We start from the raw sequence: 17,511 nt of genomic DNA on the forward strand, positions 1-17,511 counted from the left end.
GTGTTCACCGGAGCTGTTCCCCGACATCGGCCGCCGCGACGGTGAGGACGAGCAGCGGCACGACCTTCTCCGGAGCGATCCGGTAGCGGTTGCGGCTCTCCTGCTCGACCACGCGCGCAGCCGACAGGGCCCGGAGATGGTGGTACAGCCGGCCGGTCGACGTGAGGTCGGTGGCCTCCTGGAGTTCGGTGGCGGTGGCGGGACCGCGCAGCAGGGTCCGCACGATCGCGAGTCGCGCCGGGTTGCCCAGCGCGTCGAGGACGGCGGCGACGGGAACGGGATCGAGTACGAGGGATGCGCCCGCGTCGTACTCGATGTTCCAGCGCACGTTCCCGTGCAGGGAGACCGCGCCCCCGTAGGTCACGGACCCGGTGCCCGCCGCCACGTCCGCCGCGGGGCCGGGACCGTCCCCGGCGCTCGGACGGGTCGCGTCGCCCTCGAGGATCCGCACACGGCGTTCGAGATCCGCGAGCCGGGCCTCGTACTCGTCGTTCACGTCGCCGTCGCTCACATCGCGCAGCGTATCCGCTCGAGGAAATCGGGATCGTTCGCCGCCGTGAAGAGCATCTCCTGGTGGGCGAACGATTCGAAGGCTCCCGCATAGTCGCTGTCCGACATGCCGGACGCGAGCATCACCGTGGTCGCGATCGTGCCGTCGTCGCGGCGGAAGGTGATCGCGTCGGTGAGGACGCCGGGCAGGCTGCCGCCCTTGAAACCGATTCCTTCGAATCCCGGAACCGTGGACGGTTGCCATTCGAGGTGGGTGCGCGCGAGGTCGCTGCCGGCGCCGAACGAACCGTCGGCGATCGCGCGATGCAGGTCGGTGAGTTCGGCGGCCGATCCGGTGTTGTCGAAGCGCTGGACGCGGTCGACCCGGGCGGCCAGATCCTCCGGCACCGGGTTCTGCACCACTTCGGCGCGGTAGGCGGGGTCGGAGGCGTAGCGGCGCGCGGCGTCCCGGACCGCCGACGAGTCGTCGAGCGTCGGGTCGAGCAGCGCGAGCGTGTTGCCGAGCATCGTCGGCGGCGTGAAGTCGTCCCAGCCGCCCTGGGCGGCGGCCTCGCGCAGGGCGTCGTCGCCGAGCCGGTCGCGCAGGTAGTCGGGGACGGCGTTGTCGCTCTCCTGGATCATCGCCGACACCATCTCGTCGAGGGTGACGGTGTCCTCCGGATCGTTCACGCCGAGCCGTTCGAGAGCCCGGGGATGTGCGCCGCCGTCGGTGTCGGGGAGATGCCAGCGTTCCCAGTCGGTGAGCGGTACACGCTCGTCGGGGGAGAGTTCACCGGCTGCGACGGCGCGGGCGTAGGCGGCGAGATGCACGACCTTCACGGCCGATGCGAGCGGTTGCCGCTCGTCGGGTCGCTGTTCGAAGGACCCGCCGTTGCCGTCGTGGACCGCGACGGCGACCGTGTCGGAGTTCTCGGCGAGGTAGCCGATCCAGCCTTCGGCGGTGGTCACGTCGGCGGCGGGGGTCGGCAGGCATTCACCGGTCGGCGCGGATCCCTCGGCACCGGAAGGTGCGGCGACGTCGGGTTCCGGCGGGTCGGTCTGTCCGCATCCGGCGAGTGCGATCACGACGCTCGTCGCGGCGAGGGTGGTTCCGATCCTGTTCGGCATGGCGATGTCCGTCCGTGTCGAGGTTGGTAGTTCGTAATTTCGAACTTACGAAATAACGATAGACCGGTCGGGGTGGGCGTGTCGAGAGCTCACGGCGACTCCGATGTCGCGAGCGGTCGTATCGTCGGGCTCATGGGAGGTGACGGGAGTGTGCGGGAGGCGCCGCTGCGCGTGCTCGTGGACGAACTCGTCACGCACGTCCTCGTGGGACTTCCCGCGGATCGGCGCACGGTCGTCGGTCTGTGCGGGCCGCCGGGCGCCGGGAAGAGCCGCGCCGCGGCGCTGCTCGTCTACGCCCTCCGATGCGCGGGGGTGTCCACCGGGCAGGTGCCGATGGACGGCTACCACCTGTCCAACCGCCAGCTCGACACCTTCGGCGCGCGGGACCGGAAGGGAGCGCCCGACACCTTCGACGTCGCCGGCTTCCGCGACATGCTGAGCCGGGTGCGGCAGTGCCGCGACGAGACGATCTACGCCCCCGACTTCTCCCGGCCCCTCGACGAACCGATCGCGGCGGTGCACGCCGTGCCGGCCGACGCGCGGGTGATCGTCACCGAGGGCAACTACCTGATGTTCGAGACCGGGGGATGGGAACACATTCGCCCGCTGCTCGACCTCGTCATCTACATCGACGCACCCCGCCGCACGCTCACCCGGCGTCTCGTGCGCCGGCACCGCCACAACGGGCGGGACGACGACGGAGCGCGCGAGTGGGTGCGGACCGTCGATCTGCCCAATGCGGAAGCCGTCCAGCGCACGCGCTCCCGCGCCGATCTCGTGTGGAGACCGGTCCCGTAGTCTGTCCTGCGTGCGCGTACTCGTTATCGGCTCCGGTGCCCGTGAACATGCTCTTGCTCTCGCCCTGTCCCGCGACCCCGGCGTGACCGCCGTGCTGGCCGCGCCCGGCAACCCCGGTATCGCGAACGTCGCCGAGCTGTTCCCTGTCGACGCGGCCTCCGCCGAGAGCGTCGTCGACCTCGCCACCGAGCAGAAGGCCGACCTCGTGGTCATCGGCCCCGAGGTCCCGCTCGTCCTCGGTGTCGCCGACGCCGTCCGCGCCGCGGGCATCCCCTGCTTCGGACCGTCCGCCGCCGCCGCGCGCATCGAGGGATCGAAGGCGTTCGCGAAGGACGTCATGGCCGCCGCCGGTGTGCGTACCGCCCACAGCGAGGTCGTCGACAGCCCCGCGACCCTCGACGAGGCGCTCGACCGCTTCGGGCCGACCTGGGTGGTCAAGGACGACGGTCTCGCCGCCGGTAAGGGCGTCGTCGTCACCACCGACCGTGCCGCGGCCCGCGACCACGCCGCCGAGATCCTCGAGAACGGCCACCCCGTCCTGCTGGAGTCCTTCCTCGACGGCCCCGAGGTCTCGCTGTTCTGCCTCGTCGACGGCGAGACGGTGGTGCCGCTGCTGCCGGCGCAGGACCACAAGCGCGTCGGCGAGGGCGACACCGGCCCCAACACCGGTGGCATGGGTGCCTACACGCCGCTGCCGTGGCTGCCCGAGGGCAGCGTCGAGCAGATCGTCTCCGAGGTCGTCGAGCCGGTCGCGGCCGAGATGGTGCGTCGCGGATGCGGTTTCTCCGGCCTGCTCTACGCGGGTCTGGCGATGGGTGCCGAGGGTCCGGCCGTGGTCGAGTTCAACTGCCGTTTCGGCGACCCGGAGACCCAGGCCGTGCTCGCCCTGCTCGAGTCGCCGCTGGGCGAGGCCCTGAACGCGGTCGCCACCGGCACGCTCGCCGAACTCCCGCCGCTGCGCTGGAAGGACGGCGCCGCGGTGACCGTGGTGCTCGCCGCCGAGTACTACCCGTCCACCCCGCGCACCGGCGACGTGATCACCGGTGCCGAGGGTGAGACGGTGCTGCACGCCGGCACCAGGCGTCGCGACGACGGTGCGCTGGTCTCCGCAGGTGGGCGCGTGCTCAACGTGATCGGTGTGGGTGCCGATCTCGCGTCCGCGCGCGAAGCCGCTTATGATCGGCTCGCCGACGTGAAGCTGCCGGGCGGTCACTTCCGCCGCGACATCGGTCTGGCAGCCGTCGAGGGCCGGATCTCGGTCTAGCCTTTCACCCGCGTCCTTCACCTTGCACCTACCGGGTGTATGTTGCACACTCGGTGCATCTTTGATGCCGCCAGGGGTGACTGCATGGTTTCTCGAAGACGACCGCCGAAGCCGGACCCGACACCGCTACGGCACCACCACGTCGTCGTCCACGGGCTGCCGGACGACGTCCTCGTCGAGCGCGACGTGCCCATCCGCACGGGCGACGGCACCGTACTGAAGGCCGACGTCTACCGCCCCGCAGGCTCCGGTGAGCACGACCGCTGCCCCGTGCTGGTCGCCGTCACCCCCTACGGCAAGGACGCCGGCGTCGACCGGTATCCCGTCGACTTCGACGATCTCGCCGAATCCGGCAACCACGTGGGCGATCTCGAGATCAGCGACTGCACCTCCTTCGAAGCGCCCGACCCCGCCTACTGGGTTCCTCACGGTTACGTGCTCGTCGTCGCGGACATGCGCGGCCATCACGCGAGCAGCGGCCGTCCCCGACTGCTGCTCGGCCGGGCCGCGCTCGACTGCGCGGCCGTCGTGGAATGGGCCGGCGGTCAGAAGTGGAGCAACGGCCGCGTCGGCCTCGCCGGCGCCGACTACCTCGCCACGCTGCAGTGGTACACGGCCGCGCTCGACCCGCCCTATCTCGCGGCCATCGCACCCTGGGAGGGCGTGAGCGATCCCTGCCGCGACATCCTCACCCAGGGCGGCATCCCCGAGACCCGCTACAGCGCGTTCTGGTACAGCGCGATGAACACCGGAGCCCGCTGCGGCGCCGCGTCCCTCCGGCGATTCACCCCGTGGTTGCTGCGCCGGTTCCCCGACCTCTTCCGCCACGTCGCCCCACCGCCCCGGCTCGAGGACGTCACCGTGCCCGCCCTCGTCGGGGTCTCGTGGTCCGATCAGGGCCCGCGCGCCCGCGGATCGGTCGAGGGCTACCGCCGCATCGCGTCGGAGCACAAGTGGCTCTACACCCACGGCCGGAAGATGTGGCAGACCTTCTACGGCAACGAGGCACTCGACTACCAACGACGTTTCTTCGACCGCTTCCTCAAGGGCGAGGACAACGGCTTCGAGGACACCCCGCGCATCCGCCTCGAGACCCGCCACGACCTGCGCACCTATTCCGAACGCCTCGAATCCGAGTGGCCCGTCCCCGACACCCGCTACGTCGCACTCCACCTCGACCACGCGAACGCAGACCTGAGCACCACCCCGTGCGAGAGCCGCCAGTTCCGCCGCACCTTCCCCGTCGCGGGCGACGAACTCGTCTTCACTCACACCTTCGACGAGGACACCGAGATCACCGGCCACGCCGCGCTGCGTCTGTGGGTGCAGGCGAAGGACGCCAACGACATGGACCTGTTCGTCGGGCTGGCCAAGCGCGACGAACACGGCCGCGACGTGTGGTTCGAAGGCCACGGCGGCTACGAGAAGGGATTCGTCGCCCACGGGTGGATGCGGGTCTCGCGCCGGGCACTGGACCCGGAGGCCTCCACCGCCTACCGGCCCGTCCACGACCAAAAGAAGTACTGGCCGTTGCTGCCCGATCAGATCGTGCCGGTCGACATCGAGATCATGCCGCACAGCACCTTCTTCGAGGCCGGATCGAGCCTGGTGCTCGTCATCGCCGGTCACGACCTCGACGAGAACCCGCGCGTCGGGCACGATCGCACCATCAACAAGGGCTTCCACATCGTGCACGCCGGCGGACAGTTCGACTCGCATCTACTGTTGCCGGTCGTGCCGCAGCCGCAGCCGGAACCCGACGAGACCGCCACCGACGCGGACGCCGTACCCGCGAAGGGCGTCGATCGTCACGACTACCCGATCGCGTGGGGCGCCCTCACCCGACTTCAGCGCGTCCGGCTCTGACGAACGACACAGGCGTACTACCGTCGTCGACGTGCGCCCCGAATCCCAACGCTCCGGTATCGAGACGTTCCATGTCATGGATGTGTGGAAGGCGGCTGCCGAGCGGCAGCGCAGCCACGGCGACGTCCTGAGTCTCGCCGCCGGACAACCCTCGACCCCCGCACCCGCTCCCGTGCTCCGCGCCGCCAACCTCGCGATCGACGCCGAACTGCTCGGTTACACGGAGACCTTCGGCATCCTGCCGTTGCGCGAGGAGATCGCGGCGTACCACCGCCACAAGTACGGCATCGACGTCGACGCGGACGACGTCGTCGTCACCACCGGCTCGTCGGGTGCCTTCACCCTGGTGTTCCTCGCGGCCTTCGATGTCGGCGACACCGTCGTCGTCGCCCGCCCCGGTTACCCGGCCTACCGCAACACCCTCGCCGCCCTCGGCTGCCGCGTCGTCGAACTCGACTGCGGCCCGCAGACCCGCTACCAGCCGACCGTCGCGATGCTCGAGGAACTCGACACTCCGCCCGCGGGAATCGTCGTCGCCAGTCCGGCCAACCCGACCGGCACGATGATCGAACCGTCCGAGCTCGCGGCGCTCGCACGCTGGTGCGACGAGCACGGCAGCCTGCTCATCTCCGACGAGATCTACCACGGCATCGAGTTCGGTACCCCCGGATCACCGGCGACCTCCACGGCGTGGGCGACCTCCCGCGACTCGGTGGTGATCGGCTCGGTCTCGAAGTACTTCTCGATGACCGGCTGGCGGCTCGGCTGGATGCTCGCGCCCGAGACGATGCGTCCGGCCCTGCAGCGACTCGCGTCGAACATGACGGTGTGCCCGCCGTCGATCTCCCAGTTCGCGGCGATCGAGGCGTTCGGGACCGAGGCCCGCACCGAACTCGACGGACACGTCTCCCGTTATGCCGTGAACCGGGAACTGCTCCTCGAAGGCCTGCCGGATCTCGGAATCACGAAACTCGCCCCGGCCGACGGCGCCTTCTACGTCTACGCCGACATCGGTCATCTGCTCGACGGCGAGAACTCGACGGCGTGGTGCGCGCGGCTGCTCCACGACACCGGTCTCGCGCTCGCACCGGGCGTCGACTTCGACACCGTGCGCGGCGACGGGACCGTGCGACTGTCGTTCGCAGGATCGACCGCCGACGTCACCGCGGCGCTCGACCGGCTCGCGGGCTGGCTCCCCGTCTCCTGATCGCCGGCCCGGACCGCCGCGGACGGATCACCGCCCGTCGGCGACGATCCGCGCGATGTTCCGTTCGGCCAGCGCCGCGATGGTCAGCGACGGATTGGCGGTGCCGGTGCTGCCCGGGATCAACGCGCCGTCGACGACGTAGAGGCCGGGATGACCGTGCACGCGGCCGTACCCGTCGGTCGCGTCGCCGAGCACCGCACCACCGAGCGGATGCGCCGTGAAGGTCGCGTTGACGTCCTCGGCCATCGGCGATGCGCCCGGGATCGTGCCACCGGCCTGCGCCATCGAGTTGTGCACGGCCCGAAGGGCCTCGACGCTCTCGCGTTCGCCACCGGCCGGCCAGTTCGGAACCGCGCGATCGGCACCCGGGTCGTACGTGAAGTCGGCGCGGGTGGGGTCGAGGGTCATGCCGAGGGAGGCGAGCATCCCGACGTCCTTCGCGGTGCCCGCGACAAACCAGTTCTCGAGGCTCAGCGGCAGACCGGACTCGTCGACGATGCGCGACGCCGACGGCGCGCCCTGGTCGCCGCCGAAACCCTCGGTGAGCGCGAACGAACGGACGAGCACCGCGTCGCCGTTGGTGCCCCAGCCCCGGCCCACGCGCTCGTCGAGGTTCGGCAGCGAACCCGTGTGCCGCGCCTTGACGAGCAGTTCGGTGGTGCCGATCGATCCGGCGCCGAGGACGAGGCGGTCGCACGTGATCGTGGTGGTGCGCAGCACCGCACCCGTCGGGTCGACGGCCTGCACGTCGAGCCAGTACCGGCCGTCGCCGTCCTGACCGACAGCGAGCACCCGGTGACCGTGGCACACCAGGGTGCGCCCGGTCGCCTCGGCCGCCGGGATGTAGTTCTGTGTGAGATCGAACTTCGCGCCGTTCGAGTTGCCGAGATTGCTCTCACCCGCGACGGCCGACCGGCGGACCGAGCCGGCGAGTTCGGCGCGCACGACGTCCCAGTCCCAGATGCCGTCGATGCGGTGCGGGCTGTAACCGGCGGCGCGGGCGTCGTCGTCCCAGCGCCGCGAGTGCGTGAACTCGGCGGCGTTGTAGATGTCGTCGGGCATCGGATCGAGGCGCAGCATCGAGCGCACCTTCGGGTACCAGGTGGACGCCATCTCGTCGTAGGAGAGACGGCCGCCGAAGACGTGCTCGAAGAAGTGCCGCTCGGGAGCGATCATCACGCCGGTGAACACGATCGATCCGCCGCCCACCGCGGCGCCGCGCCACACCGACATGTTCGGGTAGTCGACCACGTCGAGGACGCCGGCGAAGTCGTCGCACACCACCGGGATGCCCGTCGGGCCGGTGAACCGGGTGCGGTGGTGGTAGCCGCGACCGTCGGCGAGCAGGTCGGTCGTGAAGATCTCGCGATGCGGGTCGCGGGGCCAGCGCATACCGCGCTCGAGCATCGTGACCCGACCACCGGCCTCGGCCAGGCGTAGCGCGGCGACGCTCGCCCCGAAACCGGAACCCACCACGACGACCTCGGAATGCTCCGGCGGGGCGGGCGGCGGCACGAACAGTTCGGGCACGAGACGGAGGTACTCGTCGACCCCGACCGGCAGGGCGTCCGCACGGGGGACACCGATGCCGGTCAGGCCGGAACCTGCGGCGCCGGTGCCCGCCAGGGCAGCCCCGAGAAGCGAGGCCTGCAGAAAGCGTCGACGTCTCATCCGGTACGGCTCCGATCGTTCGATGACCTACTCGCGGGGCGGCGCCCGCCGAGGACTCGACACGCGCGGGCGGGCGCAATGGTACCGGTTGGTCTCCAATTCCGTTTTCCCCTGGTGAGACGCTCGGGACTGTCACCATGAGAAGGTGTCGATTGCTGCGACCCCCAAGGGCGAACGGCGCCGTCAGGCGCTGGTCGAGGCAGCGGCCGACCTCATTCTCGAAGGGGGGATCGACGCCGTTCGCCACCGGGCCGTCGCGACCCGCGCGGGCCTGCCGCTCGCATCGACCACCTACTACTTCGAATCACTCGACGACCTCGTCGCGTGCGCGGTCGACTACAACAGCGAGCGGGAACTCGACGCGATGCGGGAACGCGTCCGCGACATCGAGCCGCTCCCGCGCAGTCTCGAGGGCACGGCCGATCTCATCGTCGACCTGCTGATCGGGCCGCGGGACTGCGACGGCGGCATCGACCGCGAACGCCTGATCTCCCGCTACGAGCGGTGCGTCGCGACGGCCCGCTATCCGGAACTGCGCGACGTGCAGGTCCGCATGCGCGAACAGATCGACCACCTGCTCACCGACCTGCTCGAACGCTGCTGCCGATCGGTGCGGCCCCGTGAGGTGCGCCGGCTCGTGGCGGTCGTGGACGGCGCGGTCCTCGGCGGACTGGGCGAACTCGATCCCGACCCGCGCTCGCTCGCGCGCGGCATCCTGCTCGACGTCGTGGAGACCGTCGCACCCCCGGTCGAGGATTGAGGTCGGGGAATACGGGAACAGGCCCGGACCGTAAACTCACTTCTGTGAGCCACATCCCCAACGTCCTCGCCACCCGCTACGCCAGCCCCGAACTCCGGGACCTGTGGTCGCCCGAGTACAAGATCGTGCTCGAGCGCCAGCTGTGGCTCGCGGTGCTGCGGGCGCAGGCCGAACTCGGGATCGACGTTCCCGCCGAAGCGATCGCCGACTACGAGCGCGTGATCGAGCAGGTCGACCTCGAGTCCATCGCGCAGCGCGAACGCGTCACCCGCCACGACGTCAAGGCTCGCATCGAGGAGTTCAACGCCCTCGCCGGTCACGAGCACGTCCACAAGGGCATGACCAGCCGCGACCTCACCGAGAACGTCGAGCAGCTGCAGATCCTGCGGTCGCTCGAACACGTCCACTCCCACGGTGTCGCCGTGGCCGCACGCCTCGCCGAGCGCGCCACCGAGTACGCCTCGCTCGTCATGGCCGGCCGCTCGCACAACGTCGCGGCGCAGGCCACCACACTCGGCAAGCGCTTCGCGTCGGCCGCCGACGAACTGCTCATCGCGCTGCAGCGCGTCCGGGAGCTGATCGCCCGCTACCCGCTGCGCGGGATCAAGGGCCCGATGGGCACCGCCCAGGACATGCTCGACCTGCTCGGCGGTGATTCCGCCAAGCTCGCGCAGCTCGAACAGAAGGTCGCGCAGCATCTCGGCTTCGCGAACGTCTTCACGAGCGTCGGCCAGGTCTACCCCCGTTCGCTCGACCACGACGTGCTCTCCGCGCTCGTGCAGGTCGGCGCCGGCCCCGCGTCGTTCGCCCACACCATCCGGCTCATGGCCGGCCACGAACTCGTCACCGAGGGCTTCCAGCCCGGCCAGGTGGGATCGTCCGCCATGCCGCACAAGATGAACACCCGCTCGTGCGAGCGCGTCGACGGCCTGCAGGTCGTCCTGCGCGGCTATGCCTCCATGGCCGCCGAGCTCGCCGGCGCGCAGTGGAACGAGGGCGACGTCTTCTGCTCCGTCGTCCGCCGTGTGGCCCTGCCCGACGCCTTCTTCGCGATCGACGGCCAGATGGAGACCTTCCTGACGGTCCTCGCCGAGTTCGGTGCCTACCCGGCGGTGATCGAGAAGGAACTCGTGCGGTACCTGCCGTTCCTCGCGACGACCAAGGTGCTCATGGCCGCGGTCCGGGCCGGGGTGGGTCGCGAGACCGCCCACGAGGTCATCAAGGAGCACGCGGTCTCCGTCGCACTCGCGATGCGCGAGGAGGGCCGCGAACCCGATCTGCTCGACCGTCTCGCCGGCGACGACCGGCTCCCGCTCGACCGCGCCGCGCTCGATGCGGCGCTGGCCGACCGGGAGGCCTTCGCCGGGGCCGCGGTCGCGCAGGTCGAAGCGGTCGTCGCAGCGGTGCAGGAACTCGTAACGCAGTATCCCGAGGCGGCGAAGTACACGCCGGCGCCGATTCTGTAGGAATCACGGGAGCCGACCGACGGGGGAATGTCCGATGGGGGTGGCGGTATCAGCAGGGGAGAACGAAGTGTCGGTGAAACCGGGAAATACGGGTCGGGTGCGTGACGCAGCGCGAACACGCACCGCGCTGCTCGATGCGGCGCGCGAGGTGTTCCTGCGCGACGGATACGCGGCTGCGGCCACGGAGGAGATCGTCTCGGTCGCCGGGGTGACGCGCGGTGCGCTCTACCACCACTTCGCCGACAAGCGGGATCTGTTCCGCGGCGTCATCGAGCGCCTCCAGAAGGAAGCGGAGAGCTCCCTGGTCCCGGCCGAGCCGGTCGACGACGCCTGGGAGGGTTTCACCCAGGCCGTGCTCGCCTCGCTCGATGCTGTCTACGATCCCGCGACCCGCCGACTGCTGCTCATCGAAGCTCCGGCGGTCCTCGGCTGGGCCGAGGTCCGCGAGACCCACCGGCACTCCTCGCTGAGGGCGATCGAGCGCATGCTCGTCACCCTCGACCCCGACACTTACGAGGCGTCGCCCACGCGGACGTCGGTGCTCGCGCACCTGCTCGTCGCAGCCGTCGAGGAAGCGATGCTGTGCCTCGCGAACAGCGACGATCCGGTACGCGACCGTCCCGCGGTGCAGAGCGAACTGCTGCGGCTGCTCGAATCCGCCCGCGGACCCGCACGTACAGAGGACTCCACGCCACGGTGACGGACTGCATCTTCTGCGCCATCGTGGCCGGGCAGTCGCCGGCCAGCGTCGTGCTCGACGAACCCGACGTGCTCGCATTCATGGACATCCGCCCGTTCACCCCGGGGCATCTGCTCGTGATCCCGAAGCGGCACGCCTCCGGACTGGCACAGCTCGATCCCGACGACGGAGCGAAGGTGTTCGCCGCCGGGCAACGGATCGCCACAGCGATGCGCGCGTCCGACCTCCCCATCGAGGGCGTGAACATGTTCCTCGCCGACGGCGTGGCTGCCGGCCAGGAGGTCTTCCACGTGCACCTGCACCTCGTGCCGCGCAGGGCCGGGGACGGCTTCGGGATCCGCGCCGACTGGCGGACACCGAACCGGACCGTGCTCGACGGCACGGCCGCCACCATCCGCACCGCCGTGGAGACACACCGGTCGTGATGCAGTGACAGGTACATACGTTCAGCCGATCGCGCCGGTCGGCGGGTCGCTCGCGTGGTCGGCACTGGTGGCGGTACTCCCGCTGCTGACCATGCTCGTCCTGCTCGCCGTCTTCCGACTGCGGTCGCATTCGGCCGCGGGCATCGCGGTAGTGGTGGCCCTCATCGTGGGCACCGCCGTCTACGGCATGCCGGTCGGGTCCGCGCTCAGCGCCGGTGTCGAAGGTGCGGTCTTCGGTCTCTTCCCGATCATGTGGACGGTGGTCAACGCCGTCTGGGTGTACCGGCTCACCGTCGAATCCGGGCACTTCGACGTCCTCACCCGCGCGTTCGGGCGAATATCCCCGGATCCGCGGATCCTCACCATCGTCATCGCCTTCCTGTTCGGCGCGCTGCTCGAGGCGGTCGCCGGCTTCGGCACCCCCATCGTCGTGTCGACCGTCGTGCTCATCGGCGCCGGTCTGCCGCCGGTGCGTGCAGCCGCGGCGTCACTGCTCGCCAACTCGGTCGTCACCCCGCTCGGAGTCATGGGCACACCGATCCTGACGATGTCGCGCGTGTCGGAGATCCCGATCGACGAGATCGGACCGGTCGTTGCGCGCCAGGTCTGCCTGCTCGCGGTGTTCGTCCCGCTCGTGCTGGTCGCGGTGATCGGCGGATGGCGCGGTGTCCGCGAGACGTGGCCGGTCGCGCTCGTCGTCGGACTCGCCTTCGGCGCCGCCCAGTTCGTGTGCGCGAGCTACCTCACCGTCGGGCTGAGCAACATCGCCGGTGCCGTGGCCGGTCTGCTCGTGCTGCTCGTCGCGGTGAAGGTGCACCCCACGCATCGGGAGGCCCGCCGGGCCGCGGCCGAGCGAATCCACGACTCGCGGCGACGCGTCGTCGAGGCGTTCGCTCCCTACGCGCTGATCGTCATCGTCTTCCTCGTCAGCCGGTTCGGTCCGGTGGCGTCGCTGCTGTCGAACGCGAGCCTGTCCTTCCCGTGGCCGGGTGTGGACGTGACCACGGCCGACGGGGACGTTCCCACCGCGGAGACCTTCACCATCGATCTGCTCACGGCTCCGGGCAGCCTCGTCTTCGTCGCCGCGCTGCTGTCCATGCCGGTGCTGAAGGTCGCGGTGGCCGACGCGGTACGGTGCTTCGTCGCGGCGGTCGTGCAGTTGCGGTGGTCGTTCGCGACGGTGACGGCAGTTCTCGCCCTCGCGTACGTGATGAACCTGTCCGGGCAGACCGCCACGATCGGCGGGTTCCTCGCCGGTGCGGGCGTCGCGTTCGCGCTGTTGTCGCCCGTGCTCGGCTGGCTCGGCGTCGTGGTCACCGGCTCGAACACCGCCTCCAACGCGATGTTCGGCAGCCTGCAGGTCGCCGCGGCCCAGCAGTCGGGACTCGACCCGACCGTGCTGGTCGCCGGGAACATGGCCGGCGGCACCACCGGCACCCCGATCGCACTGCAGAACCTCGCGCTGGTGTCGTCGGTGAAGGGACTGTCCGGCAAGGACGGGCTGCTCATGCGCCGCATCTGGCCGCTGAGCATCGCCGGCCTCGCGGTGCTCTCCGTCCTCGTATGGCTGCAGTCGACCTCGGTGTTGGGTTGGATGGTGCCCTGACACTCCCGGCGTGCCGTGAATGCCTGGTTCGCCGGGGTGCACTAGCGTTGTCCGAGTGGTTCGCGCACAACCGATACTGACCCCGCTCACCGAAGCGGCGATCTTCCTCGTCGTCACCGTCGACGAGGGTGCAGAGGACACCGTGCGGGATCTGCTCGAAGATCTCTCGGGCCTGCGCCGCTCGGTCGGTTTCCGCATCCCGGAGGGCGGCCTGTCGGTCGTCACCGGCATCGGCTCGGACATGTGGGACCGGCTGTTCGACGGTCCCCGCCCTGCCGAACTGCACCCGTTCGTCCCGCTCGACGGCGGTCGGCACCAGGCACCCTCGACCCCCGGCGACCTGCTGTTCCATCTCCGCGCGTCGACGATGGACCTGTGCTTCGAACTCGCCGCGAAGATCAACGATCGGCTGCGCGGAGCGGCGCGGGTCGTCGACGAGACCCACGGCTTCCGCTATTTCGAACGCCGCGACCTGCTCGGCTTCGTCGACGGCACGGAGAACCCCGAGGACGACGAGGCCGTCGAAGCGGCCCTGGTCTCCGACGAGGATCCGGACTTCGCCGGTGGCAGCTACGTCATCGTCCAGAAGTACCTGCACGACCTCGCGTCGTGGAACTCGTTGACCGTGGAGGAGCAGGAACGGGCGATCGGCCGGACCAAGCTCGACGACATCGAACTCGACGACGAGACCAAGCCCGCGAATTCGCACGTCGCGCTGAACGTGATCGTCGACGAGAACGGGATCGAACGGCAGATCGTGCGCGCGAACATGCCGTTCGGCAGCTTCGGCGCCGACGAGTTCGGCACCTACTTCATCGGTTACTCCGCCACCCCGGAGGTGACCGAGCAGATGCTGCGCAACATGTTCCTGGGCAGCCCGCCCGGCAACACCGACCGCATCCTGGACTTCTCCACCGCGGTGACGGGGTCGCTGTTCTTCTGCCCCTCGCTGGAGTTCCTCGAAGATCTTCCGCCGTCACCGGCGGACAACCCCTCCCATGAAGATTCGAGTGCCTCGACCACCGGCCGGCCGGCCGACGGATCACTCGGAATTGGCGCTCTGCGAAGGAGTTCGACACTGTGAACAATCTGTATCGCGACCTCGCCCCGATTTCCGAGGCTGCATGGACCGAGATCGAGGAGGAGGCCGCGCGCACCTTCGAGCGGCACGTCGCCGGGCGCACCGTGGTCGACTTCTCCGGCCCGCACGGCACCGACTTCGCGGCGGTGGGTCTCGGCCGCACCCGCGAGATCGAACCCCCGGCGGCCGGAGTGCGGGCGCGCCAGCACCGCGTCGCACCGGTCGTCGAACTGCGGGTGCCGTTCACGCTGTCACGCGAGGAGATCGACAGTGTCGAGCGCGGATCGCGCGACATCGACCTCGATCCGGTCAAGGAGGCGGCCCGCCAGATCGCCTTCGCCGAGGACCGCGCGATCTTCGAGGGCTACGCGTCCGCGGGCATCGAGGGCATCCGCGCGTCGTCGTCGAACCCGTCCCTGCAGCTGCCCGAGGACCCCCGCGACTTCCCGGAGGTCATCAGCCAGGCGCTGTCGCAGCTGCGACTGGCGGGTGTGGGCGGCCCCTACTCGATCCTGCTCGGCGCCGACGAGTACACCAAGGTCAGCGAGACGTCCGATCACGGCTACCCGATCCGCGAACAGCTGCGCCGCCTCATCGACGGCGACCTCATCTGGGCACCGGCGATCGACGGCGCGTTCGTGCTGACCACGCGCGGCGGCGACTACGACCTGCAGGTCGGTCAGGACCTGTCGATCGGCTACCTCTCGCACGACGCCGAGACGGTGAACCTGTACTTCCAGGAGTCGTTCACCTTCCTCGTCTACACCGGCGAGGCCTCGGTTCCGCTGGTGCCGACGACGCTCGAACTCCCGCACTGAGCCGACCCCGGGGCGTTCGCGCGTGCGGCGCCCCGGGTCACCGAGCTAGAGCGAAGTGCGCGCGATCTAGTTCCGGATCGCCCCGGCCTTCAGCGCCGCCGCGTTGACGCGGACGAGCGCGGCGTGCAGGTCCTGGAGTTCGTCGAGCCCGACACCGAGGGCGTCGACGACCTGACCCGGCACCGATTCGGCCTCGGCGCGCAGCGCCCGCCCGGCGTCGGTGAGCTCGAGGACGAGTTGCCGTTCGTCGGCGGCGCTGCGCGCACGGGTGATCAGCCCCAGAGCTTCGAGCCGCTTGAGCAGGGGAGAGAGCGTGGGGGAATCGAGCTGGAGCAACTGCCCCACTTCCTTGCTCGTCAGCGGCGAGCGTTCCCACAGGGCGAGCATCACCAGATACTGCGGATGGGTCAGGCCCAACCTGTCGAGGATCGGCCGATAGACCGCGAGCACGGCGCGGTTCGCCACGGCGAGCGCGAAACACACCTGCCGCTCCAGTGCGAGAGGATCATCGCCGGAAGCGGGGAGATGAGTGGCCGGGGACTCGACGCTCATGAATCGACGATACCGAACCGGTATGCCCTGACCCGGGTTCTCCCTGGTGCAACGATCCTCACGGGTCGTAATCGGGATAGGTCGTGTGCAACCTCAGGTAGCCGGTGACGTTCTCGCCCAACCATCCTTCGCTCTCCTCCGGCGTCACGCCGTCGCAGACCGCGTCGCCCTCGATGCAGATCCGTTCGACGACGATCGGCCCGAAGTCGTCGCGACCGCCACTGAGTGTGATGCCCGGAGCGACCTCGCCGGGGAACAGCGTCTCGACCCCCCGGGTGTCGCGCGGATCGGAGTACAGCACACCGCTGATCCGCTCCGGCGGCACCGAACCGTCGGCGGCGATCTCGGCGAGGACGTCGCCGGCGATCGACGCGCCCTGCGAGTAACCGAGGACGACGAGTTCGCTGTCGGGACACGAGCTGTGCCGGACGGTGATCGTCTCGCGCAGGCGCTGGTGCCCGATCCTCTTGGACTCGTCGTAGGCGAGACGCCCCGACCCCTCGCTCGACCCGGACTCGGGCACCGGGACCACGACGGCGGGATACCGGATGTGCTCGACCACCGTGCCGGGTGCCGCGTATCGCGCCGAGATCTTCGCGAGGGGCGAATCGGGATCGATCGAATCGGGGGTGTCGATGTTGCGGGTTCCGTCGACCGCGATGACGAACCGCTCCGGGCACGGACGGAAGGTCTCCGCTCCGGCGGTGGATGCGGTGCCGGCGGTGGCAGCGGCGGCGACAGGTCCGGTCAGACCGAGGGTGAGTCCTGCGATGATCGCCAGGACACGACGGCAAGCGAAGTCGGACATGGCAGTCTCCTGTGATCGATCCCGACACCGACGACTACCGCACGAGAATATCGTCCCTTTTGACTCATTTCTCGTCGGAGAACCGCTACCTGGAGTGTAGTTGGTTACAAAGTCACAGACCGAACGTTCGGAATTTTCGAGGAGGGTCGGTCAGGAGAGTCCGGTGCTCCGCAGGGTGATGTTGAGGCGCCCCGCGGTGAGTCCGCAGCGGGCGCTGCCGGTGTCCGGATACACGACCGGCACCCCGTGGTACGCGAATCGCGACGGCCCACCGAAGACGAACAGGTCGCCGGATTCGAGACGCACGTCGGTGTAGGGCCGGCCTCGCGACTCGGTGTTGCCGAACCGGAACAGGCAGGCCTCCCCGAGGCTGAGCGACACGATCGGCGCGTCCACCCGTTCGTCCTTGTCCCGGTGCATGCCCATCCGCGCGTCGCGGTCGTAGAAGTTGATCAGGGCGGTATCGGGTTCGTACCCGCTCCCGGCCGCCGGATCGTCGTAGGCATCGGCGACGGCACGCCGCCCGAGTTCGACGAGCAGGTCGGGAAGCGGTGGAACGGGAGCGTCGTCGACATCGACCGCGGTGCGGGTGTAGCGGTACGGCGACCAGTGCCATCCGAGGCACACCGTGCTCACCGACATCCGTCCGCCACCCGGCAGCAGGGTGTGCCGCATCGGCGCCGGCGGACGCGCCCATTCACGACACAGCTCGACGAGCTCGCGCTGTTCGTCCGGGCCGAGCCAGTCGGGCACGTGCACGGCACCCGGCGCGATCGCGCGTCGCGGCCGGGAGACGGAGAACAATTCGTCCATCCCGGGTGCTCGACCTTCCGTGCGTGTGAGCGGTACGTACAGCCGGTGATACGTGTAGA

At 69.8% G+C, this 17,511-nt stretch carries 17 protein-coding genes; 11 read left to right on the plus strand and 6 right to left on the minus strand.

Annotation, left to right across the window (positions count from 1 at the left end; all coding sequences use genetic code 11):
• Positions 1-4: 4 nt before the first annotated feature.
• Together U9J23_RS03380 and U9J23_RS03385 are read right to left on the minus strand one after the other, a co-directional pair.
• Positions 5-511, minus strand: a complete 507-nt coding sequence (locus U9J23_RS03380; RefSeq protein WP_226950066.1) for an ArsR/SmtB family transcription factor — start codon at positions 509-511, stop codon at positions 5-7.
• Positions 508-1,617 carry a serine hydrolase gene (locus U9J23_RS03385; RefSeq protein ID WP_059382449.1) on the minus strand — a complete coding sequence of 370 codons (1,110 nt, stop codon included), beginning with the start codon at positions 1,615-1,617 and terminating at the stop codon, positions 508-510. The genes U9J23_RS03380 and U9J23_RS03385 overlap by 4 nt, the downstream gene beginning before the upstream one ends.
• Positions 1,618-1,749: 132 nt before the next feature.
• Between U9J23_RS03385 and U9J23_RS03390 the strand changes: the two genes are divergently transcribed.
• The 4 genes from U9J23_RS03390 (at position 1,750) to U9J23_RS03405 (ending at position 6,752) form a co-directional block, all read left to right on the plus strand.
• Entirely contained in the window at positions 1,750-2,415 is a 666-nt protein-coding gene (locus U9J23_RS03390) for a nucleoside/nucleotide kinase family protein (protein ID WP_059382623.1), read from the plus strand.
• Positions 2,416-2,425: 10 nt separating this feature from the next.
• A complete protein-coding gene (purD, locus tag U9J23_RS03395) occupies positions 2,426-3,679 on the plus strand; it encodes a phosphoribosylamine--glycine ligase (RefSeq protein WP_059382448.1) in 1,254 nt (417 codons plus the stop codon).
• 84 nt (positions 3,680-3,763) lie between these two features.
• Positions 3,764-5,545: a CocE/NonD family hydrolase gene (locus tag U9J23_RS03400; protein WP_226950067.1), complete on the plus strand. Its 1,782-nt coding sequence runs from the start codon at positions 3,764-3,766 to the stop codon at positions 5,543-5,545.
• A 31-nt stretch (positions 5,546-5,576) separates the two neighbouring features.
• Positions 5,577-6,752 carry a pyridoxal phosphate-dependent aminotransferase gene (locus tag U9J23_RS03405; protein ID WP_059382447.1) on the plus strand — a complete coding sequence of 392 codons (1,176 nt, stop codon included), beginning with the start codon at positions 5,577-5,579 and terminating at the stop codon, positions 6,750-6,752.
• A 27-nt stretch (positions 6,753-6,779) separates the two neighbouring features.
• Here U9J23_RS03405 and U9J23_RS03410 read toward each other — a convergent pair whose 3' ends face one another.
• Entirely contained in the window at positions 6,780-8,423 is a 1,644-nt protein-coding gene (locus U9J23_RS03410; protein WP_326601392.1) for a GMC oxidoreductase, read from the minus strand.
• Positions 8,424-8,568: 145 nt separating this feature from the next.
• On the opposite strand from U9J23_RS03410, the gene U9J23_RS03415 reads away from it, so the two are divergent.
• From U9J23_RS03415 to U9J23_RS03445, 7 genes are all read left to right on the plus strand, one after another.
• Positions 8,569-9,183: a TetR/AcrR family transcriptional regulator gene (locus tag U9J23_RS03415; protein WP_016693982.1), complete on the plus strand. Its 615-nt coding sequence runs from the start codon at positions 8,569-8,571 to the stop codon at positions 9,181-9,183.
• Positions 9,184-9,227: 44 nt separating this feature from the next.
• Positions 9,228-10,649, plus strand: coding sequence for an adenylosuccinate lyase (purB, locus tag U9J23_RS03420; protein ID WP_085469365.1), 1,422 nt, complete (start codon positions 9,228-9,230; stop codon positions 10,647-10,649).
• Positions 10,650-10,746: 97 nt separating this feature from the next.
• Entirely contained in the window at positions 10,747-11,349 is a 603-nt protein-coding gene (locus U9J23_RS03425; RefSeq protein WP_085469364.1) for a TetR/AcrR family transcriptional regulator, read from the plus strand.
• Positions 11,346-11,774 carry an HIT family protein gene (locus tag U9J23_RS03430; protein WP_016693979.1) on the plus strand — a complete coding sequence of 143 codons (429 nt, stop codon included), beginning with the start codon at positions 11,346-11,348 and terminating at the stop codon, positions 11,772-11,774. The genes U9J23_RS03425 and U9J23_RS03430 overlap by 4 nt, the downstream gene beginning before the upstream one ends.
• 4 nt (positions 11,775-11,778) lie before the next feature.
• Complete coding sequence (locus U9J23_RS03435; RefSeq protein ID WP_326601400.1) at positions 11,779-13,380, plus strand: L-lactate permease; 1,602 nt, start codon at positions 11,779-11,781, stop codon at positions 13,378-13,380.
• A gap of 19 nt (positions 13,381-13,399) precedes the next feature.
• Entirely contained in the window at positions 13,400-14,464 is a 1,065-nt protein-coding gene (locus U9J23_RS03440; RefSeq protein WP_179161793.1) for a Dyp-type peroxidase, read from the plus strand.
• The gene (locus tag U9J23_RS03445; RefSeq protein ID WP_085469361.1) at positions 14,461-15,279 is read left to right on the plus strand and encodes a family 1 encapsulin nanocompartment shell protein; all 819 of its coding nucleotides are present in this window, start codon (positions 14,461-14,463) and stop codon (positions 15,277-15,279) included. Before U9J23_RS03440 ends, U9J23_RS03445 begins: the two co-directional genes overlap by 4 nt.
• A 66-nt stretch (positions 15,280-15,345) precedes the next feature.
• Here the strand turns inward: U9J23_RS03445 and U9J23_RS03450 are convergent, their stop codons facing one another.
• The 3 genes from U9J23_RS03450 to U9J23_RS03460 form a co-directional block, all read right to left on the minus strand.
• Positions 15,346-15,831, minus strand: coding sequence for a MarR family winged helix-turn-helix transcriptional regulator (locus U9J23_RS03450; protein WP_059382439.1), 486 nt, complete (start codon positions 15,829-15,831; stop codon positions 15,346-15,348).
• A gap of 58 nt (positions 15,832-15,889) precedes the next feature.
• Positions 15,890-16,639, minus strand: a complete 750-nt coding sequence (locus U9J23_RS03455; protein WP_106200631.1) for a cutinase family protein — start codon at positions 16,637-16,639, stop codon at positions 15,890-15,892.
• Positions 16,640-16,789: 150 nt separating this feature from the next.
• Positions 16,790-17,452, minus strand: coding sequence for an alpha-ketoglutarate-dependent dioxygenase AlkB family protein (locus tag U9J23_RS03460; protein WP_326601405.1), 663 nt, complete (start codon positions 17,450-17,452; stop codon positions 16,790-16,792).
• Positions 17,453-17,511: the final 59 nt, after the last annotated feature.

The organism is Rhodococcus sp. PD04, assembly GCF_035918275.1.
Taxonomy (GTDB): Bacteria; Actinomycetota; Actinomycetes; order Mycobacteriales; family Mycobacteriaceae; genus Rhodococcus; species Rhodococcus rhodochrous.

Excerpts from the sequence above, each read along its gene's own strand:
- U9J23_RS03455 (WP_106200631.1), bottom strand. The coding sequence starts at position 16,639 with ATGTCCGACTTCGCTTGCCGTCGTGTCCTGGCGATCATCGCAGGACTC.
- U9J23_RS03385 (WP_059382449.1), bottom strand. The coding sequence starts at position 1,617 with ATGCCGAACAGGATCGGAACCACCCTCGCCGCGACGAGCGTCGTGATC.
- U9J23_RS03390 (WP_059382623.1), top strand. The coding sequence starts at position 1,750 with ATGGGAGGTGACGGGAGTGTGCGGGAGGCGCCGCTGCGCGTGCTCGTG.
- U9J23_RS03410 (WP_326601392.1), bottom strand. The coding sequence starts at position 8,423 with ATGAGACGTCGACGCTTTCTGCAGGCCTCGCTTCTCGGGGCTGCCCTG.
- U9J23_RS03460 (WP_326601405.1), bottom strand. The coding sequence starts at position 17,452 with ATGGACGAATTGTTCTCCGTCTCCCGGCCGCGACGCGCGATCGCGCCG.
- U9J23_RS03400 (WP_226950067.1), top strand. The coding sequence starts at position 3,764 with ATGGTTTCTCGAAGACGACCGCCGAAGCCGGACCCGACACCGCTACGG.
- U9J23_RS03440 (WP_179161793.1), top strand. The coding sequence starts at position 13,400 with ATGCCTGGTTCGCCGGGGTGCACTAGCGTTGTCCGAGTGGTTCGCGCA.
- U9J23_RS03450 (WP_059382439.1), bottom strand. The coding sequence starts at position 15,831 with ATGAGCGTCGAGTCCCCGGCCACTCATCTCCCCGCTTCCGGCGATGAT.